The 22761-nt window shown below is 48.6% G+C and carries 26 protein-coding genes; 12 read left to right on the top strand and 14 right to left on the bottom strand.

Annotated elements, in window-relative coordinates; genetic code table 11:
* The first annotated feature begins 399 nt into the window (after positions 1-399).
* Positions 400-2211, top strand: coding sequence for a translational GTPase TypA (gene typA, locus HMPREF2871_RS04540; RefSeq protein WP_049343611.1), 1812 nt, complete (start codon positions 400-402; stop codon positions 2209-2211).
* A 101-nt stretch (positions 2212-2312) separates the two neighbouring features.
* Here the strand turns inward: typA and HMPREF2871_RS04535 are convergent, their stop codons facing one another.
* Positions 2313-3269, bottom strand: coding sequence for an AraC family transcriptional regulator (locus HMPREF2871_RS04535; RefSeq protein ID WP_049343612.1), 957 nt, complete (start codon positions 3267-3269; stop codon positions 2313-2315).
* Positions 3270-3397: 128 nt separating this feature from the next.
* Between HMPREF2871_RS04535 and HMPREF2871_RS04530 the strand changes: the two genes are divergently transcribed.
* Together HMPREF2871_RS04530 and HMPREF2871_RS04525 are read left to right on the top strand one after the other, a co-directional pair.
* Positions 3398-3733 carry a carboxymuconolactone decarboxylase family protein gene (locus tag HMPREF2871_RS04530; RefSeq protein ID WP_003686488.1) on the top strand — a complete coding sequence of 112 codons (336 nt, stop codon included), beginning with the start codon at positions 3398-3400 and terminating at the stop codon, positions 3731-3733.
* A 112-nt stretch (positions 3734-3845) separates the two neighbouring features.
* On the top strand, positions 3846-4214 hold the full coding sequence (locus tag HMPREF2871_RS04525) for a rhodanese-like domain-containing protein (RefSeq protein WP_003686323.1): 369 nt from the start codon (positions 3846-3848) through the stop codon (positions 4212-4214).
* Between the two features lie 54 nt (positions 4215-4268).
* Here the strand turns inward: HMPREF2871_RS04525 and HMPREF2871_RS04520 are convergent, their stop codons facing one another.
* On the bottom strand, positions 4269-4607 hold the full coding sequence (locus tag HMPREF2871_RS04520; protein ID WP_049343614.1) for a hypothetical protein: 339 nt from the start codon (positions 4605-4607) through the stop codon (positions 4269-4271).
* 98 nt (positions 4608-4705) lie between these two features.
* Between HMPREF2871_RS04520 and surE the strand changes: the two genes are divergently transcribed.
* The 6 genes from surE to htpX all read left to right on the top strand — a co-directional run bounded on the left by surE (position 4706) and on the right by htpX (position 10711).
* Entirely contained in the window at positions 4706-5461 is a 756-nt protein-coding gene (gene surE / locus HMPREF2871_RS04515; RefSeq protein ID WP_049343616.1) for a 5'/3'-nucleotidase SurE, read from the top strand.
* A 93-nt stretch (positions 5462-5554) separates the two neighbouring features.
* Positions 5555-6466 carry a peptidoglycan DD-metalloendopeptidase family protein gene (locus HMPREF2871_RS04510; protein ID WP_049343617.1) on the top strand — a complete coding sequence of 304 codons (912 nt, stop codon included), beginning with the start codon at positions 5555-5557 and terminating at the stop codon, positions 6464-6466.
* 78 nt (positions 6467-6544) lie between these two features.
* Entirely contained in the window at positions 6545-8068 is a 1524-nt protein-coding gene (locus HMPREF2871_RS04505; RefSeq protein ID WP_049343619.1) for a phospholipase D family protein, read from the top strand.
* A 43-nt stretch (positions 8069-8111) separates the two neighbouring features.
* Entirely contained in the window at positions 8112-8645 is a 534-nt protein-coding gene (locus HMPREF2871_RS04500) for a C40 family peptidase (protein ID WP_004520294.1), read from the top strand.
* 128 nt (positions 8646-8773) lie between these two features.
* Positions 8774-9682, top strand: coding sequence for an oxygen-dependent coproporphyrinogen oxidase (hemF, locus tag HMPREF2871_RS04495; protein ID WP_004520293.1), 909 nt, complete (start codon positions 8774-8776; stop codon positions 9680-9682).
* Between the two features lie 189 nt (positions 9683-9871).
* Complete coding sequence (gene htpX, locus HMPREF2871_RS04490) at positions 9872-10711, top strand: protease HtpX (RefSeq protein ID WP_004520292.1); 840 nt, start codon at positions 9872-9874, stop codon at positions 10709-10711.
* 48 nt (positions 10712-10759) lie between these two features.
* On the opposite strand, the gene hpnC is transcribed toward htpX, so the two are convergent.
* From hpnC to miaA, 3 genes are read right to left on the bottom strand one after another with little or no spacing between them, the layout of a single operon-like run.
* The gene (gene hpnC / locus HMPREF2871_RS04485) at positions 10760-11575 is read right to left on the bottom strand and encodes a squalene synthase HpnC (protein WP_049343621.1); all 816 of its coding nucleotides are present in this window, start codon (positions 11573-11575) and stop codon (positions 10760-10762) included.
* A 53-nt stretch (positions 11576-11628) separates the two neighbouring features.
* On the bottom strand, positions 11629-12351 hold the full coding sequence (tadA, locus tag HMPREF2871_RS04480) for a tRNA adenosine(34) deaminase TadA (protein ID WP_049343622.1): 723 nt from the start codon (positions 12349-12351) through the stop codon (positions 11629-11631).
* A gap of 3 nt (positions 12352-12354) precedes the next feature.
* Positions 12355-13296: a tRNA (adenosine(37)-N6)-dimethylallyltransferase MiaA gene (miaA, locus tag HMPREF2871_RS04475; protein ID WP_049343623.1), complete on the bottom strand. Its 942-nt coding sequence runs from the start codon at positions 13294-13296 to the stop codon at positions 12355-12357.
* Between the two features lie 217 nt (positions 13297-13513).
* On the opposite strand from miaA, the gene bioB reads away from it, so the two are divergent.
* A complete protein-coding gene (gene bioB / locus HMPREF2871_RS04470; RefSeq protein WP_004519884.1) occupies positions 13514-14566 on the top strand; it encodes a biotin synthase BioB in 1053 nt (350 codons plus the stop codon).
* A gap of 49 nt (positions 14567-14615) precedes the next feature.
* Here bioB and HMPREF2871_RS04465 read toward each other — a convergent pair whose 3' ends face one another.
* Positions 14616-15623 (bottom strand): adenosine deaminase, encoded by a 1008-nt coding sequence (locus tag HMPREF2871_RS04465; protein ID WP_004519885.1) that lies wholly within the window; start codon positions 15621-15623, stop codon positions 14616-14618.
* A 288-nt stretch (positions 15624-15911) separates the two neighbouring features.
* On the opposite strand from HMPREF2871_RS04465, the gene HMPREF2871_RS04460 reads away from it, so the two are divergent.
* Positions 15912-16097, top strand: a complete 186-nt coding sequence (locus tag HMPREF2871_RS04460; RefSeq protein ID WP_234395568.1) for a type II toxin-antitoxin system HicA family toxin — start codon at positions 15912-15914, stop codon at positions 16095-16097.
* A 75-nt stretch (positions 16098-16172) separates the two neighbouring features.
* The gene (locus HMPREF2871_RS04455; RefSeq protein ID WP_049343627.1) at positions 16173-16589 is read left to right on the top strand and encodes a type II toxin-antitoxin system HicB family antitoxin; all 417 of its coding nucleotides are present in this window, start codon (positions 16173-16175) and stop codon (positions 16587-16589) included.
* 59 nt (positions 16590-16648) lie between these two features.
* Here the strand turns inward: HMPREF2871_RS04455 and HMPREF2871_RS04450 are convergent, their stop codons facing one another.
* The 8 genes from HMPREF2871_RS04450 to HMPREF2871_RS11375 form a co-directional block, all read right to left on the bottom strand.
* The gene (locus HMPREF2871_RS04450; RefSeq protein ID WP_049343628.1) at positions 16649-17161 is read right to left on the bottom strand and encodes a hypothetical protein; all 513 of its coding nucleotides are present in this window, start codon (positions 17159-17161) and stop codon (positions 16649-16651) included.
* Complete coding sequence (locus HMPREF2871_RS04445) at positions 17158-17634, bottom strand: D-Ala-D-Ala carboxypeptidase family metallohydrolase (RefSeq protein WP_049343629.1); 477 nt, start codon at positions 17632-17634, stop codon at positions 17158-17160. The genes HMPREF2871_RS04450 and HMPREF2871_RS04445 overlap by 4 nt, the downstream gene beginning before the upstream one ends.
* A 50-nt stretch (positions 17635-17684) precedes the next feature.
* On the bottom strand, positions 17685-17996 hold the full coding sequence (locus HMPREF2871_RS04440; protein WP_049343631.1) for a hypothetical protein: 312 nt from the start codon (positions 17994-17996) through the stop codon (positions 17685-17687).
* Complete coding sequence (locus HMPREF2871_RS04435; RefSeq protein WP_049343632.1) at positions 17996-18481, bottom strand: hypothetical protein; 486 nt, start codon at positions 18479-18481, stop codon at positions 17996-17998. The genes HMPREF2871_RS04440 and HMPREF2871_RS04435 overlap by 1 nt, the downstream gene beginning before the upstream one ends.
* A 140-nt stretch (positions 18482-18621) precedes the next feature.
* Positions 18622-19782 carry a collagen-like domain-containing protein gene (locus HMPREF2871_RS11380; RefSeq protein ID WP_204371637.1) on the bottom strand — a complete coding sequence of 387 codons (1161 nt, stop codon included), beginning with the start codon at positions 19780-19782 and terminating at the stop codon, positions 18622-18624.
* A gap of 8 nt (positions 19783-19790) precedes the next feature.
* On the bottom strand, positions 19791-20129 hold the full coding sequence (locus HMPREF2871_RS04425; RefSeq protein WP_070629588.1) for a hypothetical protein: 339 nt from the start codon (positions 20127-20129) through the stop codon (positions 19791-19793).
* A 63-nt stretch (positions 20130-20192) separates the two neighbouring features.
* Positions 20193-20438, bottom strand: a complete 246-nt coding sequence (locus HMPREF2871_RS04420) for a hypothetical protein (protein ID WP_053088856.1) — start codon at positions 20436-20438, stop codon at positions 20193-20195.
* The gene (locus tag HMPREF2871_RS11375; RefSeq protein ID WP_079453963.1) at positions 20435-22753 is read right to left on the bottom strand and encodes a tail fiber domain-containing protein; all 2319 of its coding nucleotides are present in this window, start codon (positions 22751-22753) and stop codon (positions 20435-20437) included. The genes HMPREF2871_RS04420 and HMPREF2871_RS11375 overlap by 4 nt, the downstream gene beginning before the upstream one ends.
* Between the last annotated feature and the right edge of the window lie 8 nt (positions 22754-22761).

Genomic DNA, 22761 nt, shown 5'->3' with positions numbered 1-22761 from the left:
AGTTGATAATCACGAAATGAAGATTCGTGTGTTGTTATGGAATGAGGTAATTGTATGCACAAGAAGCACTTTTGACAAATTTTCTATTTAAAATACAAACAATTATCAAAAAAGTTAACCAGCCAAAAAGGCCGTCTGAAAAATTAATCCCCTGTTTTTAATGACAATTTTTTGACATTAGTATTAAGAATCCATTGCATCATTCAAAAACATTTACATTCGTTAACCATAAATAAAAGCAAATAATCCAACACAAAATCAATCAAATTTAATTATGAATTATTCTCAACTGCTTTTGCCTTATTTTTTTGAATCTTCTACTCGGTCAATACTTAGGAATCGTGCTATAATTACCAGTTATCTTTTTTTTAAGCACCTAGCTGAAACACATAAATCATCATGAAACAAATCCGCAATATTGCCATCATCGCCCACGTCGACCATGGCAAAACCACATTAGTTGACCAATTGCTGCGTCAGTCCGGCACATTCCGTTCCAACCAGCAAGTCGAAGAACGCGTCATGGACAGCAACGATCTTGAAAAAGAACGCGGCATTACCATTCTCGCTAAAAATACCGCCATCGAATACGAAGGCTACCACATCAACATCGTAGATACCCCGGGACACGCCGATTTTGGTGGCGAAGTGGAACGTGTATTGGGCATGGTTGACTGCGTCGTACTGTTGGTTGACGCACAAGAAGGCCCTATGCCGCAAACCCGTTTCGTGACCAAAAAAGCCTTGGCTTTGGGTCTGAAACCTATCGTTGTTATCAACAAAATCGACAAACCGTCTGCCCGTCCAAGCTGGGTTATCGACCAAACATTCGAATTATTCGACAACTTGGGTGCAACTGACGAACAATTGGACTTCCCTATCGTCTATGCTTCCGGTCTGTCCGGCTTTGCCAAACTGGATGAAAACGACGAGAGCAGCGATATGCGTCCTCTGTTCGAGACCATTTTGAAACACACGCCTGCACCAAGCGGCAGCGCGGAAGAAACGCTGCAACTGCAAATTTCCCAACTGGACTACGACAACTACACCGGCCGACTCGGTATCGGTCGCATCCTGAACGGCCGCATCAAACCCGGCCAAGTCGTTGCCGTTATGAACCATGAAGAACAAGTTGCCCAAGGCCGTATCAACCAACTGTTGGGTTTCCAAGGCTTGGAACGCGTACCTTTGGAAGAAGCTGAAGCCGGCGACATCGTGATTATTTCCGGTATCGAAGACATCGGCATCGGCGTAACCATTACCGACAAAGACAATCCTAAAGGCTTGCCTATGTTGAGCGTGGACGAGCCGACCCTGACCATGGACTTTATGGTCAACACTTCTCCTTTGGCCGGTACTGAAGGCAAATTCGTGACTTCCCGCCAAATCCGCGACCGCCTGCAAAAAGAATTGCTGACCAACGTTGCCCTGCGTGTTGAAGATACTGCCGACGCTGATGTATTCCGCGTTTCCGGTCGTGGCGAATTGCACCTGACCATTTTGTTGGAAAACATGCGCCGCGAAGGCTTTGAATTGGCAGTCGGCAAACCGCGCGTGGTATTCCGTGAAATTGACGGTCAAAAATGCGAGCCTTACGAAAATCTGACTGTGGATGTGCCAGATGAAAACCAAGGCGCGGTCATGGAAGAACTCGGCCGCCGCCGTGGCGAATTGACCAATATGGAAAGCGACGGTAACGGTCGTACCCGTCTGGAGTACCACATTCCTGCACGCGGCCTGATCGGTTTCCAAGGTGAATTTATGACCTTGACTCGCGGTACCGGCTTGATGAGCCACGTTTTTGACGACTATGCTCCGGTTAAACCTGATATGCCCGGCCGTCACAACGGCGTACTGGTTTCTCAAGAGCAAGGTGAAGCTGTTGCTTACGCCCTGTGGAACTTGGAAGACCGCGGCCGTATGTTCATTTCTCCAAACGACAAAGTCTACGAAGGTATGATTATCGGTATTCACAGCCGCGACAACGACTTGGTGGTAAACCCTCTGAAAGGTAAAAAACTGACCAACGTCCGCGCCAGCGGTACAGATGAAGCCGTGCGCCTGACTACGCCTATCAAATTGACTTTGGAAGGTGCAGTTGAGTTCATCGACGATGACGAACTGGTCGAAATCACGCCACAATCCATCCGCCTGCGTAAACGCTACCTGAGCGAATTGGAACGTCGCCGTCATTTCAAAAAACTGGACTAATTCTGTTTGATTGATACGTTTTAAAATTGAGGCCGTCTGAAAAGTGTTTTAGAAATCCTAGATTTCATTATTACACTTTCAGACGGCCTTTTATCATCTGTTCAAATAAAATAAATTGGCATTTCTTCCGCTTGTACTGCTGCTTCATCAGCGCGATCATTCTTACGATATTGCCCCGGCGATATCCCATATTGCTTTTTAAATGCCTTGCCAAAATGCGTTTCCGATTGAAAACCGACCGAGAGCGCAACCGATAAAACCGAATCCGCCGTCTGCTTCAACAATAATGCCCCCTGCTGCAAGCGGATACTGTTTACAAAGGCGTGCGGGCTTGTTCCCGTCTGCTGCTTGAATACCCGCATCAACTGGGCGCGAGATAAGTTGGCCATCGCAGTCATTTTCTCGATATTCCATTCCTCTTCCGGCTTATCCACTACTGCCTGAAGTAAATTCCGCAGGCGTTTGTCCTGCCAACCATTCAGCAAACCGCTTAATTGCGCTTCCCCATTTTTCTCCAGACTGGCTCGAAGTAGAAATACCAACAACACCGAAGCCAATGCATTCACAACCGCTACCGAACCGGACAAGGCTTGACCGCTCTCATACTGCAACAATGCCACCAAATACTGCAAAGAAGGATGGTTGATATTCAGCAAAACCGTGTCAGGCAGCCCCGCCATAATATCCGCCTGCGCTTCATATTCAAACCGTGCACAGAAAAGATGCAAAGCCGCATCGCCTCCTGCATGACTTCGCTTGACTTTAAATGCGCCTTTTTCACTCGTCAGCACATTAACACCAAGATTTTCACAACTGCTGTCACTGCTCAAAGTATGCCCTACGCTGCGCGGAAAAAAAATGATATCCCCCGCACTCAGCAGCCTTGCCTCTTGCTCCCCATCAATTCGGATATAACCCGAACCGGCAGTTACGATATGCACCAAACCATGCGCACGCTTTGGTTCATGCCGCACATACCACTCCCCCCAAAACAGACATTGAACATCCACGCTGCCTTTTACCTGCGCCAATTCGACCAGCCTATCCAAAATATCCATAGTGTTTTTTACCAATAAATGAGATGTTTTGACGATTTAAATCTTCAAATTATTGCAATAATACACACACCAAACACAAACGGATAGGATTTTTTATCTTATCCACTCACATTAAGAAAGGACATATCATGTTTAAAGACTGGCCTGAACATACCGCCTTGGTAAAAAAAGCATTCGGCGAACTGGGTAAAAACCATCCTAAAATGCTGCAAGCCTACGGCGCACTGGATCAAGCAGCCGCTGCCGAAGCACTGGATGCCAAAACTCGCGAACTGATCGCCATCGCCGTTGCCATTACCACACGTTGCGAAAGCTGCATCAGCGTGCATGCCGCCGCTGCAGCCAAGGCAGGTGCAACCGAAAGCGAAATCGCCGGCGCATTGGCCACCGCTATCGCACTGAACGCAGGTGCCGCTTATACATACGCTTTGCGCGCTTTGGAAGCAGTAGAAACCCAACGCTAATCGGTTTGTAAAATCAGGCCTTCTGAAAGACGACTCCCCTTTCAGACGGCCTGATGAAATGCTAAACTGATAAAGTTATCATATTGTTTTCTGTCTGATAGGAGATTGAACCATGAAGAAACTGCTGACCGCCGTACTTTTTGCCGCCGCTATTGCCACTCCTTTGGCCGCTTCCGCAGCCTCTATGCCTAAGGTTGAAAAAAGCGCGGCACAGCCTGCAAAAGCAAAAGGGGTTTGGATTGATGTCCGCTCTGCCGAAGAATTCAAAGAAGGTCATTTGCAAGGTGCACTCAATATTCCGCACGACCAAATCGTTGACCGCATCAAATCCGTGAGCCCGGATAAAAACGCACCGGTCAACCTCTACTGCCGCAGCGGCCGCCGAGCAGAAGCTGCGCTGACTGAGCTGAAAAAAGCCGGCTACACCAACGTAACCAACCATGGCGGTTATGAAGACTTGGTGAAAAAAGGTTTGAAATAAATCTAGTTGATTTTAAAAAGGCCGTCTGAAATTTTTCAGACGGCCTTTATTGCATTACAGGCAGCAACTTCCAAATCTCAAACGTTTGCTGAGGCCGGTTTCGTGAATCAATTGTTTGATAACCAAAATATTGGTGTTATCGGCCAACGCGCGGATACTGTGCGCCTCCATCGGCTCAAGACGGATAACTTGCAAGCCTTCGGTCTGCAAAACTTGATCCACCGTTTTGATTTCGGCCTTGCCGTTTAAAACCAAAAGCAAAATAATCGCATCCGTCTCATATGCCGGAATTTCATTATTCTTCTGCAGTGAAAGCTGAACAATCTCCTGATTGCCATCTGAAGCAATCACGCCGCCCAATAAAGCTTTGGGGTCTAATTCATAATGTTTCATTATTATCCTTTCCGCCCAAACGTTGCCGATTCATGGACAATCGCTCAAGCAAACCAGTACAATACCGCCCATCCTACCGATAGACACAATATTGTCACATGAACATATTAATCTCAAACGACGATGGTTATCTTGCGCCCGGTTTGGCTGTTTTGGCAAGAGTATGTGCAGAATTTGCCAATGTCAGGGTGGTTGCACCCGAACGCGATCGCAGCGGCGTCAGTAATTCCCTGACTTTAGACCGTCCTTTACAACTGAAACAGGCGGAAAACGGGTTTTATTATGTGAATGGCACGCCCACCGACTGCATTCATGTCGGCCAGCATGCCCTTGCCGATTTCAAACCCGACTTAGTCTTATCCGGCATTAACAACGGCGCAAACATGGGTGACGATACGCTTTATTCCGGTACGGTTGCCGCCGCAACGGAAGCCTTTCTGATGGGCATTCCCGCTATTGCCTTTTCGCTTGCCGATTCCAGCGGCCGTTATTGGGAAACCGCAGAAAAAGCCGCTTGGATGCTGCTTTCCTACTTTCTCAAACGCCCTATTTCCAAACCCATCTTATGGAACATCAATATCCCTGCCGTCGCACCTGAGGATATCCAAGGCATAAAAATGACACGGCTCGGCCGTCGCCATCATGAACAAAGCATTGTTCCCATGTATAATCCACGTGGCGAACAAATTTATTGGATTGGGCCGGTCGGCGATGTTTCCGACAGCGAAGAAGGTACCGACTTTGGCGAATGCGCGGCCGGCTTCATCACGATTACCCCCCTTCAAGTCGATTTGACTGCCTACGGACAAATGGAGCAAACCGCTTCCTTTTGGTCAGAAATCCCTGCGCCTTAACAGTCCCTAACAGCCGAACACTTGAGAAACAAGCATATTTTTATTATGATATGCCCCGACGAGAACAATTACCCGAATACGAAAGTCATTAACATGTTGAAAAAAAGTGTATCTTATGCCGGATCGGCAGCTTTGGTTTTATTACTTGCAGCCTGTGCCAGCCAACAACCGGCTCCTGTAGTCGTCGGCACACAAAGCGGTGGTTCAACAACAAGCTCTACTGCTGACAATCCTTACGGTGCCGCGCCTTACAATACCAACACCAGCCCTGCGGCAGATGCGCCATACACTCCGCCGGCAAGTACACCTGCGCCAACGTACAACAGCGGCAGCACCGGCACTTACACGCCTTCTTATGCGCCTGTCGATATTAATGCAGCAACACATACTGTCGTTCGCGGTGATACCGTTTACAACATCTCCAAACGCTACAACATTACCCAAGACAATCTGCGTGCATGGAATAACTTGGCCGACAACACCATCAGCGTTGGCCAAACCCTGCGTGTAAAACCTGAAGGCTACGTTGCACCGGCAGCTTCTGCAAGCAAACCTTCTACTCCGACAACCACAACCACCGCTCCGACTCCAAGCACGCCTGCCAATACTCCGACCGTGTCTACCGGCAGCAGCCGCAACGTCAGCGGCATCACATGGCAACGTCCGACTACCGGTAACGTTATCGCCAACTTCGGCGGCAGCAACAAAGGCGTGGATATTGCGGGTACGCAAGGCCAGCCTGTCGTTGCAGCGGCAGACGGTAAAGTCGTTTACGCAGGCTCAGGTTTGCGCGGTTACGGCAACTTGGTCATCATCCAACATAACTCCTCATTCTTGAGCGCATACGGCCACAACCAACGTCTGCTGGTCAATGAAAACCAAACCGTAAAACGCGGCCAAACCATTGCGCACATGGGTAATACCGATGCATCCCGCACCCAGTTGCACTTTGAAATCCGTCAAAACGGCAAACCGGTCAACCCGGCAAATTATGTTGCCTTCTAAGCTGATTCAAGCAACCTAATTTCAATTCAATCCCTGCCTAAATGTCATTTAGGTAGGGATTGTTTGTACCGGTTTCCCATGAAATTTCATCTTCCTCTTCTTTATACCCTGCTATTGGGCGGTTGCGCCACGTTTTTGCCATCATTGGACGAACGCACCCAAAGCAGTTATCTTGACATCCCTTCAACGCCGCGACTGGACAGCGTCTTAGGTATTCCTTCCACCCCCTCCAAGGCCGATATTTCCCATATCTATCTGCTGAACGATGCCCATGAAGCCTTTGTCGCCCGAGCAGCCTTAATTGAAGCTGCAGACCATACCCTTGATTTACAGTACTATATCTGGCACAACGACATCTCTGGCAAGCTTTTGTTCAACCTGATTCATCGCGCGGCCGAACGCGGCGTCCGTGTGCGTTTGCTTCTGGACGACAACAACACCAACGGCATGGATGATCTCCTACTGGCACTCGACAATCATCCCAATATCGAAGTCCGTCTGTTTAATCCCTTTATTTTCAGAAAATGGCGTGCACTCGGCTATGTTGCCGACTTCCCACGGCTCAACCGCCGGATGCACAACAAATCGTTTACCGCCGACAACCGTGCCACCATTTTAGGCGGCCGCAATATCGGCGACGAATATTTCAAGGTTAACGACGACACTATTTTTGCCGACCTCGACATTCTCGCCACTGGCCGCGTAGTAACCGAAGTTTCCCAAGACTTCGACCGCTACTGGGCAAGCCATTCCGCCTACAATGCAAGTAGCATAATCAAACGGGGAAACCTGCAAAAAGGACTAGCCGAACTTAATTACACCGACCAAGATAAAAACCAAACGCTCATCCGCTACCGTCAAAGCATTGAACACTCCAACCTCTATCAAAAAATACAGAGCAACCTTATGGAGTGGCAAAGTGTCAGCACACGCCTGATCAGCGATGACCCGGCCAAAGGCTTAGACCGTGACCGGCATAAACCGCCTATTTCCGAACGCCTACAAGACGCCCTCAAGCAACCTGAAAAAAGCGTTTACCTTGTCTCACCCTATTTTGTGCCCACAAAATCGGGCGTTAAAGCCATAGAAAAGCTGATTCACAACGGCGTGGACGTTACCGTTTTGACCAATTCGCTCCAAGCAACCGACGTTGCCGCCGTCCATTCCGGCTACGTCAAATACCGCAAGCCCTTGCTTAAAGCTGGGGTCAAACTCTATGAGCTCCAGCCCAACCACGCCGTTCCGACCTCCAAAGACCGCGGCTTGACCGGTAGCTCCGCCACCAGCTTGCACGCCAAAACATTCATCGTGGACGAGAAACGCATTTTCATCGGCTCATTCAACCTCGACCCACGTTCCGCACGCCTCAATACCGAAATGGGTGTCGTCATCGAAAGTCCCCAAATCGCAGGCCAAATGCAGCGCACCCTCGTTACGACCACCCCAAACTACGCCTATCAGGTAACGCTTGGCAATTACAATAAACTATACTGGTATGACCCAAGTGAAAAACGAACTTACGCACAAGAACCAGAAGCCAAATTCTGGAAACGGGTTACTTCAAAAATCCTGTCCATCCTGCCCATAGAAGGATTATTATAGAGACCGTCTGAAAACATAAATCATGCGACCGGAGAAATTCACCATGTCTCGACTCATCTGCAAAACCCTATTTGTTTGTACCACCAGCCTATTGTTGGCCTCCTGCGGCACCACCAGCAAACACAAATCCCACAAGCCGCAAATAACCGCCAGAAAAGTCCAACCTGTCCGCATTTCCCATATTGACCGCACACAAGGTTCGCAGGAATTGATGCTTCACAGCATGGGCCTGATCGGCACGCCCTACAAATGGGGCGGCAGTACCACAGCCACAGGCTTTGACTGCAGCGGCATGATCCAATTCGTCTATAAAAACGCCCTCAATGTCAATCTGCCACGCACCGCACGCGATATGGCCGCAGCCAGCCGTAAAATTTCCGATGACAAATTAAAAGCCGGCGATCTTGTCTTTTTCAATACCGGCGGCGCACACAAATATTCCCATGTCGGCCTCTACATCGGCAACGGCGAATTCATCCACGCCCCCAGCAGCGGCAAAACCATCAAAACCGAAAAACTTTCCACCCCGTTCTACGCCAAAAACTATTTGGGCGCACATACCTTTTTTACTGAATAAATCAAGGCCGTCTGAAAGGTATCGCCACATCATCGATACCTTTCAATCTATTGCTGATGAGTCAAGCTTGATTACAAGATAAGCCCTGCAAAAATTTACCCATAACAAAACACCATCAAGGAAATATCATGCACACAGAATCCGTTCTAACCCTCCTCAAAACCCTGCAAAACCAAATCTGCGCCGCGCTGGAGCAAGAAGATGGCGAAGCCAAATTTGTGCATGAAGCGTGGACGGGGAAACTGGGTATCGGCGAAACCCGCGTATTGAAAAACGGCGCAGTATTCGAGCAGGCCGGTGTAAATTTTTCGCATGTAAAGGGAACCAAAATGCCGGCTTCTGCCACTGCCCATCGTCCTGAATTGGCAGGCGCGGCGTTTGAAGCCATGGGCGTGTCGCTGGTCATTCATCCGAAAAATCCTTATGTCCCGACCAGCCATGCCAATGTGCGCTTTTTTATTGCCTATCCTGAAAATGCCGAGCCGGTTTGGTGGTTTGGCGGCGGCTTTGATTTGACGCCGTTTTATCCTTTTGAAGAAGATATCGTGCATTGGCACACAGTGGTGCGAGACGTATGCACGCCATTTGGCGAATCGGTTTATTCTGAATTCAAACAATGGTGTGACGAATATTTCTACTTGAAACACCGTAACGAAACACGCGGCGTGGGCGGCCTGTTTTTTGACGATTTAAACCGTTGGGATTTCGATACCTGCCTGAATTTTATCAAGGCGGTTGGGGAAGGCTATATCGCAGCGTATCTGCCGATTGTGGCCAAACGTAAAAACACGCCTTATGGAGAACGTGAACGAGATTTCCAACTCTACCGTCGCGGACGCTATGTCGAGTTTAACTTGGTTTGGGACAGAGGCACGCTGTTCGGCCTGCAAAGCGGCGGCCGTACGGAAAGCATTTTGATGTCCATGCCGCCTTTGGTACGCTTCGAGTATCAATATGTGCCGGAAGAAGGTTCACCCGAAGCACGCCTCAATCAATTCCTTATACCGCGCAACTGGCTGGAAGAAGCCGGCAGATAGTTTTACCTATAAGAGGCCGTCTGAAAAGCGATTCTCACTGGTTGAGACTACCTTTTCAGACGGCCTTTGCTTCAATTGCTTTGAATTTGCATACCTTTGCCTATCATGCTGTTTCATCTCTATAGAGTTTTTGAGACAATGCGCCCATATAAAAATCACCTCACAAACCACACTAAAAAGGAATAATCGGTGAAACGCATTTTCTTATTTATCGCAACCAATATCGCAGTTCTGGTTGTCATCCGTATTATTTTGGCCATCTTGGGCATCAACAGTACCGACCAAGTCGGCAGCCTGTTGGCTTATTCCGCAGTCGTCGGCTTCAGCGGCTCGATTGTCTCTTTGCTGATGTCGAAAACCATTGCCAAACATTCGGTCGGCGCCGTCGTCATCGACCAGCCCCAAAGCGAAGAAGAAGCTTGGCTGTTGGCAACTGTTGAAGCGCAAGCCCGCCAATGGAATCTGAAAACGCCCGAAGTAGCCATTTACGACTCCCCAGAGCCTAATGCCTTTGCAACCGGCGCGACCAAAAACAGCTCGCTCATCGCTGTCAGCACCGGCCTGCTCGACCACATGACCCGCGATGAAGTCGAAGCCGTTTTGGCGCATGAAATGGCACACGTCGGCAACGGCGATATGGTAACGCTGACACTGATTCAAGGTATTGTGAATACTTTTGTTGTCTTCTTGGCGCGTATTGTTTCCAGCATGGTGGCGCGCAACAATGACGGCAGTACGTCGCAAGGTACATATTTCATGGTCAGCATGGTATTGCAGATCGTATTCGGCTTCCTCGCCAGCATCATTGTGATGTGGTTCAGCCGCCAACGCGAATACCGCGCCGATGCGGGCGCTGCAAAACTGGTGGGCGCGCCGAAAATGATTGCCGCCCTGCAACGCTTAAAAGGCAGCACCAGCGATCTGCCGCAAACCATGACCGCAATGGGCATTGCCAGCGAAGCCAAAGATTCTTGGTTCAGCACCCATCCTTCTTTGGACAACCGCATCAACCGTTTGAAAAACCGCTAATCGAAAACATCAAGGCCGTCTGAAACATCAATTTCAGACGGCCTTTTTTTATTTCTTCATCAAAGCCCGTTTGATGATAATCATCCAGTCTTTCTTATCCAACAGCGGCCGCTGGTTAAACACGTCATATTTGCAACCGTCCAGTTTCTGCAAAATCAACTGGCCGCCGACAATAATCATGCGCAACTCAAAACCGATTCGTCCTTTGAGGGTTTTACCCAACGGCGAGCCGGCCTTCAGCATTTGAAAAGCACGTTGACACTCATGCGCCATCAATCGTTGAAAAGCAAAGTCGGCTTTGCCGGCCGCAATCTGCTCTTCACTAACTTTAAACTTCTGCAAATCTTCCTGAGGGATGTACACGCGACCTTTCTGCCAATCTACCGCAACGTCCTGCCAGAAATTAATCAGCTGCAAGGCAGTGCAAATGCCGTCGCTTTGCGCCATGCTCACTTCATCAGTTTGCCCGTACAAATGCAGCATAATGCGCCCCACCGGATTAGCGGACAAACGGCAATAGGCAATCAATTCGCCAAAGTTTTCATAACGGGTTTTGATCACATCCTGACTGAACGCCGCCAGCAAATCATAAAACGGCTGCAACGGCAATTGAAACGGCACAATCGCTTCGTTATATAAACGCTGCATCAAAGCCGTTTGCAGTTTCCCGCCTTGTGCAATACGGTCTAACTCTGCCTTTAGTTCGTCCAGTTGGCGCAGGCGTTCGGCTGCTTCGGCATTGCCTTCGTCGGCAATATCGTCCGCCGTCCGTGCAAAAGCGTAAACGGCGTGAACCGGCTTACGCAAACGGCGTGGCAGCACAACGGAGCCGACTGGGAAGTTTTCGTAATGATTGACTGACATGGGAAATCCGAAAATTTAAAATAAAGTATTTTTGCTGACAGGCCGTCTGAAATTCAGACGGCCTTCCGTTTGGCCGCAAAGAAATCCTGCAATACGCTTTGGCATTCTTCTGCCAATATGCCGCCCAAAATTGCGGTATGCTTGTTCAGACGTTTGTCGGCAAACAAATCAACCACGCTGCCTGCCGCACCGGTTTTGGGTTCGGCCGCACCATAAATCACGCGCCCGACCCGTGCCTGTATCAAGGCAGAGGCACACATGGTGCAAGGTTCTAATGTGATGTACACATCGCAATCTTCCAAGCGATAGTTTTGTAAAGCTTTGCCTGCAGCGGCAAGCGCGTTGATTTCGGCGTGGTGGCTGACATTGTGGTCGCCAATGCAGGTATTATGTGCCGCTGCAATTGCCTTGCCTTGACATACGATGACCGAGCCAACGGGTACCTCGCCCAATGCCGCCGATTGTCTGGCCTGTTCTATTGCCAGCCGCATAAAGGCTTCCATATCGCTTTGCGAAGGGAAAACGGCAACAGGCGGATGATTTTTTAATGCTTCGCCTAGCTCCGTCTTTCTCTCCTCGGAAACATGCCCGACATCCACACCTGAAACCAACGCATCCAGTTGCCACAAGGTGCTTTTGGTTACGGTCAAACCCGATGCTTTCAGCAATAGAAACGCGCGGACTGCGCTGATTTTTTGCAAATCTTCCAGTGTGTAAATACCCAATTCTTTTAGCGCAGCCAATGTTTTAGGCGCAAGTGGTGGCGTGGTCAGCATGGATTATTCCTGAAAATGCCGACGCGCCAAGGCTAAGGCCGTCTGAACATAATCGCTGTCTGCGTAAGGGTCTAGCGTGTGCGCCAAAGGAATTTTCCGCAACCAGGTCAACTGGCGTTTGGCAAGCTGGCGCGTGGCGACAATGCCTTTTTCGACAAAGGTTTCATAATCGGTTTCGCCTTCGAGATAATCCCAAGCCTGACGGTAGCCCACGCAGCGCATAGACGGCATATCGGCATGCAGTTGCGGATAATCGCGGCGTAAGGCGTGTATTTCATCTAGGAAACCGTGCTCCAGCATACTTAAAAAGCGTTTTTCGATTTGCTGGTGTAACAAATGGCGGTCTTCGGGGATAAGGGCAACCGTGCATAAATCCAATAAAGACGCAGCCTGCTTCTGCTCTGTGAAATGTTCGCTCAAAGGCCTGCCGGTCAGAAGATAGACTTCCAAAGCGCGCTCAATACGCTGGCTGTCATTGGCTTTCAGACGGCCTGCCGTTATCGGGTCAACTTCCTGCAAACGGCGATACAGGCCTGCCAAACCGTGTTCTTTTTTTTCCGCCTGAAGCTGTGCGCGCACCGCCGCATCCGCGCCGGGCAAATCGTTCAAACCTTCCGTCAGCGCATGGAAATACATCATCGTGCCGCCGACAATCAGCGGATAGCGACCGCGCGCATGTATTTCGTTCACCAAGCGCACGCAGTCGCCGACAAAATCCGCCGCGCTGTAACTTTCCAGCGGCGAGATAATATCAATCAAATGATGCGGTACGGCAACAAGCTCTTCGGCAGTCGGCTTGGCCGTACCGATGTCCATGCCGCAATACACCAGCGCGGAATCCAAACTGATGATTTCTACCGGCAACGATCGGGCAATATTTAAGGCCAGTGCGGTTTTACCGCCGGCGGTCGGGCCGAGTACGGCGAAGGCTTTGGGCGCGTTCATAAGAAAACGGAAAAATTAAAAATGCGATTATAGCAAACCCGGGCAAACCATATTTCAGGCCGTCTGAAACATTTGCTCTACATTATCAAAAGCGTTACACTTGCTGCGCCGTTTCAGACGGCCTTTTATATTGATTTCAAACCTGCTGCTGCCGTCATTGCGCCGGCAGTCAAGCCGTCAGCGACACTGCGTCGCTGTAAACACGAAAGAACACACTATGACCGTATCTCCCGTAGCCTTGCGCCGTCAAACCGAGCGCAAGCCGCATCCGACTGCGCGTTATTGGAAAAAATGCGATGTCGAGGCTTTATTCGGACTGCCTTTCCTCGACCTCGTTTTCCAAGCCGCCGAAATCCACCGCCAAAACTTCAACCCGCGCGAAATCCAACTTTCCACCCTGCTCTCCATCAAAACCGGCGGCTGCCCCGAAGACTGCGCCTATTGTCCGCAATCGGCACACCACAACACCAATCTGGGCAAAGAGCAGATGATGGATGTGGACGAAATCGTCGAAAAAGCCAAAATTGCCCAATCGCGCGGCGCCAGCCGTTTCTGCATGGGCGCGGCATGGCGCGGCCCCAAACCCAAAGACGTGGCTGTCGTTTCCGAAATCATCAGCGCGGTGAAAGGCTTGGGCATGGAAGTGTGCGGCACCTTCGGCATGCTCGAAGACGGCATGGCGGAAGACTTCAAAAAAGCCGGTTTGGACTACTACAACCACAACCTCGACACCGACCCCGAACGCTACAACGACATCATCCACACCCGCAAACACGAAGACCGCATGGATACTTTGGGCAAAGTTCGCAATGCCGGTTTGAAAGTCTGCTGCGGCGGCATCGTCGGCATGAACGAAACCCGCGCCGAACGCGCAGGCCTGATTGCCAGCCTTGCCAACCTCGATCCGCAACCCGAAAGCGTGCCGATTAACCAGTTGGTCAAAGTGGAAGGCACGCCGCTGGCCGATGCCGAAGATTTGGACTGGACGGAATTTGTCCGCACCATCGCCGTCGCGCGCATTACCATGCCGCACAGTTACGTCCGCCTGTCCGCTGGCCGCAGCAATATGCCGGAATCCATGCAGGCCATGTGTTTCATGGCTGGCGCAAACTCAATTTTCTACGGCGACAAGCTGCTGACTACGGGCAATCCGGACGAAGACGGCGACCGCCTGCTGATGGAAAAATTGAATTTGTATCCGCTGCGCTTTGAATTGGAAGAAGAATACAAAGCCGCTCAGGAAACGCCTAAAATCAAAGTCGACTATTAACCGCCATCATAAAAGGCCGTCTGAAACTTTTTCAGACGGCCTTTTATCGTTATTCAACATTAAAACTTTCAATCTTCCGTACCCATTCTTCCTTTTCCGCCTCGCTCAAAAACGAAGCGCGGAACGAATTCGCGCACAAGGTTTTGATTTCTTCCGCACTCAAATCCAAAGCCTCGGCAAGCGCTTCAAAATTGCGGTTCATATAGCCGCCGAAATACGCCGGATCATCGGAATTGACGGTTACCAACACGCCGCGTTGCAACATACGGCGCAAATTGTGTTTTGCCATTTCAGGGAACACTTTTAATTTCAAATTGCTCAACGGGCAAACGGTCAATGGCATTTGTTCTTTAATCAAACGCGCCATCAACGCCTCATCTTCTTCCGCCCGTACGCCATGATCGATACGGCGGATATGCAGCAAGTCCAAAGCCTCATAAACATATTCCGGCGGGCCTTCTTCTCCGGCATGTGCCACCGTCAACAAACCCTCCGCCCGCGCCTGCGCAAACACGCGCTCGAACTTGGACGGCGGATGCCCCTGCTCGCTCGAATCCAAGCCTACGCCAATGATGTGTTCCTTATAAGGCAAAGCCTGATTTAAGGTTTCAAATGCGCTTTCTTCCGACAAATGACGCAGGAAACACATAATCAAACGCGTGCTTATTCCCCATTGCTGTCCGGCTTCATGACAGGCGCGGACAATGCCGTTAATCACGGTTTCAAACGCCACACCCCGCGCAATATGGGTTTGCGGATCGAAAAATATTTCCGTATGCACGACATTGTCTTCACGGCAACGCTCAAGATACGCGCGGGTCAAATCGTAAAAATCCGCCTCGTGCAACAATACGCCGGCACCGGCATAATAAATATCCAAAAACGACTGCAGATTGTGAAAATCATAAGCCTGCCGTACCGCATCGACATTTTCATAAGGAATTGCTATATGGTTGCGCTTGGCGATTTCAAACATCAGCCCCGGCTCAAACGTCCCTTCGATATGAACGTGCAACTCGGCTTTGGGCAGGGCTTGGATAAATTGTTTGATATTCATATTTTCTCTGATTTTCTGTTTATATTTAATATTGAAGGCCGTCTGAAACTTTCAGACGGCCTTTGACCATTTATCTGTTAAAAACCATTTTCCATCATGATTATCCTTTCAATAATAACTATATGTATATAAATACATTTTTATTTTTTACTAATTTATATACCCCCATATATACCCACAAAGTAAAATCATCTTGAGTAATACTGAATACAACAAAAATGTTGTATTTAGTATTGCAATCACAACATTTTTGTTGTATTATGGCCTTACTGTATGGAAAGGAGGTGAATGATGAAATACAGCGAATTCAGGAAATGGCTGCTCTCTCAAGGTGTAGAGTTTACCACGCTAAAACGCGGAAGCCATCAATTAATAAAACTTGGTAATAAAACATCAGTTTTCCCAAACCACGGTAGTAAAGAAATCGGTACCGGATTGGTTCAAAAAATCAAAAAAGACTTAGATCTTAAATAAATAAGAAATAAAAAGGAGCAAGCTCGGAGGAGCTTGCTACCTAATAACTATAGTGGATTATTATGAAAGGTTTGTATGTTAGCTTACCCCTATATTCTAACGCCAGACGATAATGGTACTTTATTAGTAACATTCCCAGATATTCCGGAAGCTGTCGCAGTCGGAGAAGACGAAGATACAGCAAAAATCGAAGCGATTGACGGCCTGATTTGCGCATTAGAAGGATACTTTGAAGACAGGAAAGCAGTCCCAATGCCTTCAGAAAATGATGGTGAGCATGTTGTCGTTTTACCGGCATTAGAAACAGCTAAAATCCTGCTACTCAATGAAATGGTACAACAAAATGTAAAGAAAGCCGAAATGGCAAGAAGATTAGACGTGCACATGCCGCAAATTGACCGCTTACTGAATTTGCGTCACAATACAAAAATTGATTTTTTGGAAAAAGCCGCTGAAAAGCTTGGCAAACATCTGAATATCAGCTTCTCTTAACCTACTCTTTCCATACAGTACGCTTTTTTTATAGAGTAAGCCCCCGCAAGGGGGCTTTTTCATTCACCAGAAACAATACGGCCATAAGCCTGCCATTCAGCCAGATCATTTCTTTGCTGGTCTGCTACTTCTGCCATTCCAGCATATTCAGCCGTGCATTTTCCGAATAATGCCCAGCCTTTGGCAACTGATTCATCAGATGCGCCGGCGGTGCTATCGGTTGCGGGCAGGTTTCGGCGGCCACCTTGATTTCGGGCGTACTGCTGCACGCGGTCAAGCTCGCTGCGAAGGCTATTAATAACAGTTTTCGCATGGATTCTCTCCTTTTCTATTTTGGCTTGCATCGTAGCAAATTCAGCGGTGCGCGCCCGTTCTTTTTCCAATGTTTCAGCAACACGCCGGCCTTGGGCAACAGCAAAATCTTGGCTGATTTTTGCCGTAGCGACTGCTGCACCGCGCTTTTCAGCATCAGGAATGGCGACACCATAAACAAAGCCAAGCCAACACACCAAAACCACCACCAACACAATTAGGGCCGTGGTGATTCTGTTTTTAAGTATCCACGGAATCATGGCACTAATCCCTGTAAATAAACGGTTTTCCCACCGCGTTTAACGGAGGTCATAACCTGATTACGTTGGGCACCATTGTGTCGGAAACCGATGTGCACCCATGCACCATCCCCACGCTCCGGGAATTCCAAGATCAACTGGTCAAATACCAGCTTTCCAACATCACGCATTTCAATCAGCTTTTGCGCAAAAGCAAAAGAAGTCATGCCGATAGCGTCACAATCAGCCGCCGAACCGAAACGATGTGCCGATGTTGGGCTACCACCAACCAACTTATTCACACGCTCGCTGCGAAAACAGCTTGTAACAATGATGCCACGGCCAACGTATTCACGAATTTCTTCCAACTTCTCAGCTGTCTTGCGGATATTCTGCATTTCCTTTTCAGTCGGAATGTTTTCAACACCCATACGGCGGGCGGTTTCGCTACGCGTTAATTCACGCAAACTAAAATTTTGTGTTACTTGTGTCATATTCTACCTTTCGAAATAAAAAGGCCGTCTGAATATTCAGACGGCCTTTGCTAGTCTTTACTATCGATAAATTTGTTAGCTGTTTTTCTGAGCCATTTTTTCATTAGTCCCGGGGCAATGGCCTGCACGGTATCCATCGCATGACCTGTCAAGATGCCGATGAATGCGCCCGCAATGGCGCAAGTCCATACTTGGTTTAGCATTAAAAACCGTTCCGCCACTGCCGCCGCCGCAACCGCCGAAATCAAAGCTTCAAACAGGCTTGATACTGGTGCATCATGGTCTTTCATGCTTGACCACACGCTACCAATGACGCCGCCCCCTATCGCGAACAGATAGCCGATTTGAAAAAAATCGTGCATTATTCCCCCTTTTGTTTCCGTTTGAATTTATCCTCCGAAAACAAGAATTTAAGTGAGTTATTTCCAGCAAGTAAGCAAAGGAATGCCAAGACGGGCGGAATAACCATGCCTGTATGCGCCGGCGGATAGGCCGCCCAAAACGCATACGCCGTTAAATACCAGATAAATGCCGATACCAGAAGCATATAACCCGACAGCACTTCCCCCTTGAATGTCTGCCAGTACATTGCCATCAGTTGCAGCACTCCGACACCGCCAAATACCAATATCAACGTAAACTCTGAAATATCCTTGAATTTATAATATATTGGCCAACTATAGATGTCGTTCGGCGAAAATGCGAAGACCAACGCATAACCAATCATCGAACAACCACTGACAAATTCAACCGCACGCGTGCCCGTACCAAACAACCACTGCTGAAACCGTACAGGAAGAAAACGCCATTCAAGAATATATTTAACCCATTTGAGTGAGTTACTCATTTTTTGCCTCCAAGAAAAAAGGCCATCTGAAAGATGGCCTGTTACGCAAGTTTGCCGGTAACAGCATAATGAATGGTTTGAATCCCGGCGCTGAAATAGTTTGAGCGACAAGTGAAGCCGTTTTTATTCTCCTTTAAAAATTATGGCAATCTAGTCGGCCAAGGGTCATTAGTCAGGTACATGATAGGACTTACCCGAATATCGCCAATATCTCGGTCAGTAGGGACAGGGTCAGTAAACTGGAAACGCAGCATATTACTATCCCCAGGACTACCCAAATACCATGTTCCGTATGGAATGCCTTTGTCATTGTAGATACCGCCAATTAAGCTGGATTCTGACCTAAACCCTTGCGGTATTTGGTTAAAAGTTAAAATAAAAACGTTCCGCTCCCTGTCCGATGGCTGGACAACGTACCCCGGACCGCCTCGCCTTACGATACCAAACCAGCCCCATTGTAAACCGCCGAATTGATACATTACGGTGTCATTTTTGCGTCGTATTTTCAGATAAGAATTGCCCAATTTTGAAACAATGTTCAGCGTTCGCCAGCCGGTATCGCCAGTCAAAACCTCCCATCCTTGGTTATTGTTTCCGGTTCGTTTTATCCACTTCAAAGCGCCATTTGTAGCAACCGTATCAACATAGGTCGCCCCGACTGGTGCGGCAACATTTCCGTTAGGCATACCAGTGCCGTGGATTTCGTAATCATTGGCTTGCCCGGTTGGCGTATTTGCTTCTTGACTTGGTAGCGTTACGCTTCCCCCGCCGTCCGACAGAGTAAGTGTATTTCCGGATAAGGTCAGTTTTTGCGAGATACCCACACCATCGCGGCCATCTGCTCCTTTTGGACCAGTTAACCCAATAGGCCCTTGAGGCCCAACAGGTCCGATTGGGCCTTGTTCCCCTCGCTCGCCTCGCAAACCTTGTGGACCAATAGGCCCTTGAAGCCCGGCCGCCCCTTTAGGTCCAGTATCGCCTTTAGGTCCAGTAGGCCCAATAGGGCCTTGTAAACCTTGCTGGCCCGTTTCCCCACGTTGCCCTTGTGGTCCTATCGGGCCACGCTCGCCAGTATCGCCCTTATCTCCTTTCGCGCCGGGCAAGCCGTCCATTCCTCTTTCGCCTTGAATCCCTCGTTCGCCAGTGTCGCCTTTGAACGAAGCGAGAAATTCTTCAAAAGTGCCAGAGTAGCCAAGTTCTTTTTTCGCTCGCTCGTACAAATCCTGCCCTGCACCTTGAGCAATGGCGGTTTCCTTAACGTCAATCTCGACCGCCGGCGTTTTGTCTGACAGGGTAAACATATATATAGTCATCGCGTTACAACCTCCAGCAAACAGATTTCGCCACGTATCAACGTGTGGCGCGTTGATACATTCAAAATGTCATACTTTGCGCGGCGCCACTTTGCGTCTCGGGAAAAATCAGGCGGGAAATCCAGCGTTAGGACGTTGCCGACTACCTGAATATTTCCTGTAGTATCAAATGCCAAACCAACGCTAGGAGCAACCATCATCTTCAGTTCCGCGGCAGATAAATCGAAAGGTTGCCCATCCACCGTTACCGTTACTTCAAAACGCCGGGCGTTTCCGACTGGCATTTCAATGTTTACTGTTGGAATATCCGCCCTGATATGAATTAAATCAGCCATAAAAACTCCACTGAATCGACCGATAGCTTTAAGTACACCATACAACTGCATGGTGTACTTAAACTAATCAGCACAAATCAAAACAACATCGACAGGAAGGTTGCCCAACTCATTCCAAACCTGCACATCACCACCAATGACAACCATACACCCGCGATAATCAGGGACAATTTCCCAACCTTCCCCAACCCACTTCGCTGCCTGATGTTGTTCAAGCACAGGAACTTCAGCTTCAATACTTTGGCGACAGTCATCAAAATACTGTTCTTCGATAAACAATCCATCCGAATCAATTACACAACGTGTCATTTCTTTAACTCCTGCATTTGTTTTTTCATGCTCTCCAGTTCATCAGCCATTTCTTGCAACGCCTTAACCAATACTGGAACAAACATCTCATACTCAATTGTGTAGGTATCCTGTCTAAAGTTAATCATTGGCAATTTGCCATATTCTTCTTCAAGCGCTACAACATCTTGAGCAATAAACCAATGCTGACGGAGACTTTCTTTATGACGTCCATCCTTTGACGGATTTGCCCACCACTCACGAAGTTTTTCCGAACGCTCATGAGGCGGAAGGTTTGTGAACAACTCGTCAGTATAAGCATCTCGACGATCCCAAACCCCTGTAACAGGCTTGAGTTTACGAACAAAATCCAAACCAAAATCCAATGGCTCAATATCAGCCTTATCACGGGCATCTGACCGAATATTCACGGCTGAGGGTGCATAAAGCGTCTGGCCATACATCCCAAGCTGAATTTCATTACTTCCACCCAAACGCGCACCATAACCAATGGCAATGGAATTGGTAATTTTTCCGCTTAATACATCACCTTGTACGTTTCGGTACCCACATGAATCACCAATAAATACACTTTGCTCACTGCTAATTGTGGGCGCACACCAATACCCAACAGCGACGCTAGATACATGTGTTCCACTCCGCAGCGCTGAAGCACCAACTGCCACCGTCTTCTGCGGGTTATCACTGGACAGCATTGCATCCGCACCAATTACTGTTGTATATGCGCCGCTTACCGCATTCTTAAGTGCATTGGTACCGATTACTGTCAATTCTTCGTTTTTCGCAGCCGCCGATGATGTCGAATAAACATATTTAAGTTCTGCGTTACCCGATGCGTTAAGCTCTTTCGGGCTGCGGATGGTGAGACTGTTGCCTGCCGCTGCTGTTACTTCTACTGGTACAACATCACCCTGCACGGTGGCCCCATCGCCTGAAGTCAGACGGATGCCTACCCAGTAACCGACTTGAGCGCCTCGAATATTGCCAAAGTTCAACGTAATATTATGGCCGCTTTGAATATAACTACCCGTCTCCGTTCCGCTCCACAGTACATCACCACCGTTTGGCGCAAGATTACGTTCCAAGTTTTCAAGGGCATTTGCCCCCAACGCAGTTACTTTTTCGGCGACCTTTGTATTTTTTGCCGCGCCACCACCAATTGCCGTTTGCGCATCGCGCCCTTGATACATCTGCAATACGGATTCGCCGACAGCCACGGTACGAGATGTTGGCGACGGCCAAAAAACTTCAATATCGCCGCTCAGCCCAATTGGTCCGACACCGGCCAACGCCGCCGAACCTAAAGCAATATTAGAAAAGCCAGTACCCAAACCTTGGCCAGAGTTACGGCCGATCGCAATATTTGAATAACCGCTTGTAATACCACGCCCTGCATTACCGCCGATACCGATGTTGCGAGTTCCTGCCATTTTGGACTGGTCATACCACTCCGTATCAGCCTGAACATTAATCAAACTATCTGCCCCGATTGAAATATTATCGCGGCTAACACGTGAAAACCCCTGCGAACGATCGCCAATAGCAATAGCAGAAACACAGCGCTCCACCCGTCCCATTGCCTGTTCACCGATAACCACCAATCCAGCACCCGTCCACTCATTTGACTTAAGATTGGATGCCGCACCACTACCGGAAATAAAACGGCCAAGGCCGCTACGAATGATTTGATACTGAACATCAACCGCTTTGCCATTGATGACAAATTGACCGTTTGCGTACTTATTATTTTTCGGATATTGATTGCCAGTATCGATAGATAATCCTAAGCAATCTACCACTACACCAATCGCCGCATTTTCCACCGCATTCAAAATAGATGCGGCATTATTTTTTGACTTATCATAGCCAAAATCATAAAGGCTTAACTCTTTAAATACCCGTTTCCAGCGCATACCAGACGTATCAACAATAACCGTGCCGCCATTATCAGCAGTGGTTTTATCTTGAGCATCTGCCACAAATACACCGCCGCCCGTAGTTCCACCGGTGTAATAAGCATTTAACAATACCGCAGGATACTCACCTTTCAACTGGCGCAAAGCGTCTACACTTTCGATTTTCCCTGAGCCACCGGCCAAAGAACTAATTGCCTTAAAAAGCTGCTGATTATCTTCGGGATTAAGATTAATACCCGCATTTTCAATGGCATTTGCAATTTCTTCCTGCAACGCATTTACAAATTCCGCATTAAACTGGGTGGGACGAACACCGGCTTGCGGGTTGCCGTTGCGCCATCCGTGCTTACCTTTGCCGAATAAATCCTGTGCGGCGGTACTGGTATCAATACGTCTCATTCTTATGC

Source organism: Neisseria sp. HMSC067G12 (assembly GCF_001812725.1).
In the GTDB taxonomy this organism is placed as follows: Bacteria; Pseudomonadota; Gammaproteobacteria; order Burkholderiales; family Neisseriaceae; genus Neisseria; species Neisseria perflava.
This window is presented reverse-complemented; position numbering and strand designations above follow the sequence as displayed.

Excerpts from the sequence above, each read along its gene's own strand:
- typA (WP_049343611.1), top strand. The coding sequence starts at position 400 with ATGAAACAAATCCGCAATATTGCCATCATCGCCCACGTCGACCATGGC.
- HMPREF2871_RS04535 (WP_049343612.1), bottom strand. The coding sequence starts at position 3,269 with ATGGATATTTTGGATAGGCTGGTCGAATTGGCGCAGGTAAAAGGCAGC.
- HMPREF2871_RS04530 (WP_003686488.1), top strand. The coding sequence starts at position 3,398 with ATGTTTAAAGACTGGCCTGAACATACCGCCTTGGTAAAAAAAGCATTC.
- HMPREF2871_RS04525 (WP_003686323.1), top strand. The coding sequence starts at position 3,846 with ATGAAGAAACTGCTGACCGCCGTACTTTTTGCCGCCGCTATTGCCACT.
- HMPREF2871_RS04520 (WP_049343614.1), bottom strand. The coding sequence starts at position 4,607 with ATGAAACATTATGAATTAGACCCCAAAGCTTTATTGGGCGGCGTGATT.
- surE (WP_049343616.1), top strand. The coding sequence starts at position 4,706 with ATGAACATATTAATCTCAAACGACGATGGTTATCTTGCGCCCGGTTTG.
- HMPREF2871_RS04510 (WP_049343617.1), top strand. The coding sequence starts at position 5,555 with ATGTTGAAAAAAAGTGTATCTTATGCCGGATCGGCAGCTTTGGTTTTA.
- HMPREF2871_RS04505 (WP_049343619.1), top strand. The coding sequence starts at position 6,545 with ATGAAATTTCATCTTCCTCTTCTTTATACCCTGCTATTGGGCGGTTGC.
- HMPREF2871_RS04500 (WP_004520294.1), top strand. The coding sequence starts at position 8,112 with ATGTCTCGACTCATCTGCAAAACCCTATTTGTTTGTACCACCAGCCTA.
- hemF (WP_004520293.1), top strand. The coding sequence starts at position 8,774 with ATGCACACAGAATCCGTTCTAACCCTCCTCAAAACCCTGCAAAACCAA.
- hpnC (WP_049343621.1), bottom strand. The coding sequence starts at position 11,575 with ATGTCAGTCAATCATTACGAAAACTTCCCAGTCGGCTCCGTTGTGCTG.
- tadA (WP_049343622.1), bottom strand. The coding sequence starts at position 12,351 with ATGCTGACCACGCCACCACTTGCGCCTAAAACATTGGCTGCGCTAAAA.
- miaA (WP_049343623.1), bottom strand. The coding sequence starts at position 13,296 with ATGAACGCGCCCAAAGCCTTCGCCGTACTCGGCCCGACCGCCGGCGGT.
- bioB (WP_004519884.1), top strand. The coding sequence starts at position 13,514 with ATGACCGTATCTCCCGTAGCCTTGCGCCGTCAAACCGAGCGCAAGCCG.
- HMPREF2871_RS04465 (WP_004519885.1), bottom strand. The coding sequence starts at position 15,623 with ATGAATATCAAACAATTTATCCAAGCCCTGCCCAAAGCCGAGTTGCAC.
- HMPREF2871_RS04460 (WP_234395568.1), top strand. The coding sequence starts at position 15,912 with ATGATGAAATACAGCGAATTCAGGAAATGGCTGCTCTCTCAAGGTGTA.
- HMPREF2871_RS04455 (WP_049343627.1), top strand. The coding sequence starts at position 16,173 with ATGTTAGCTTACCCCTATATTCTAACGCCAGACGATAATGGTACTTTA.
- HMPREF2871_RS04450 (WP_049343628.1), bottom strand. The coding sequence starts at position 17,161 with ATGATTCCGTGGATACTTAAAAACAGAATCACCACGGCCCTAATTGTG.
- HMPREF2871_RS04445 (WP_049343629.1), bottom strand. The coding sequence starts at position 17,634 with ATGACACAAGTAACACAAAATTTTAGTTTGCGTGAATTAACGCGTAGC.
- HMPREF2871_RS04440 (WP_049343631.1), bottom strand. The coding sequence starts at position 17,996 with ATGCACGATTTTTTTCAAATCGGCTATCTGTTCGCGATAGGGGGCGGC.
- HMPREF2871_RS04435 (WP_049343632.1), bottom strand. The coding sequence starts at position 18,481 with ATGAGTAACTCACTCAAATGGGTTAAATATATTCTTGAATGGCGTTTT.
- HMPREF2871_RS11380 (WP_204371637.1), bottom strand. The coding sequence starts at position 19,782 with ATGTTTACCCTGTCAGACAAAACGCCGGCGGTCGAGATTGACGTTAAG.
- HMPREF2871_RS04425 (WP_070629588.1), bottom strand. The coding sequence starts at position 20,129 with ATGGCTGATTTAATTCATATCAGGGCGGATATTCCAACAGTAAACATT.
- HMPREF2871_RS04420 (WP_053088856.1), bottom strand. The coding sequence starts at position 20,438 with ATGACACGTTGTGTAATTGATTCGGATGGATTGTTTATCGAAGAACAG.
- HMPREF2871_RS11375 (WP_079453963.1), bottom strand. The coding sequence starts at position 22,753 with ATGAGACGTATTGATACCAGTACCGCCGCACAGGATTTATTCGGCAAA.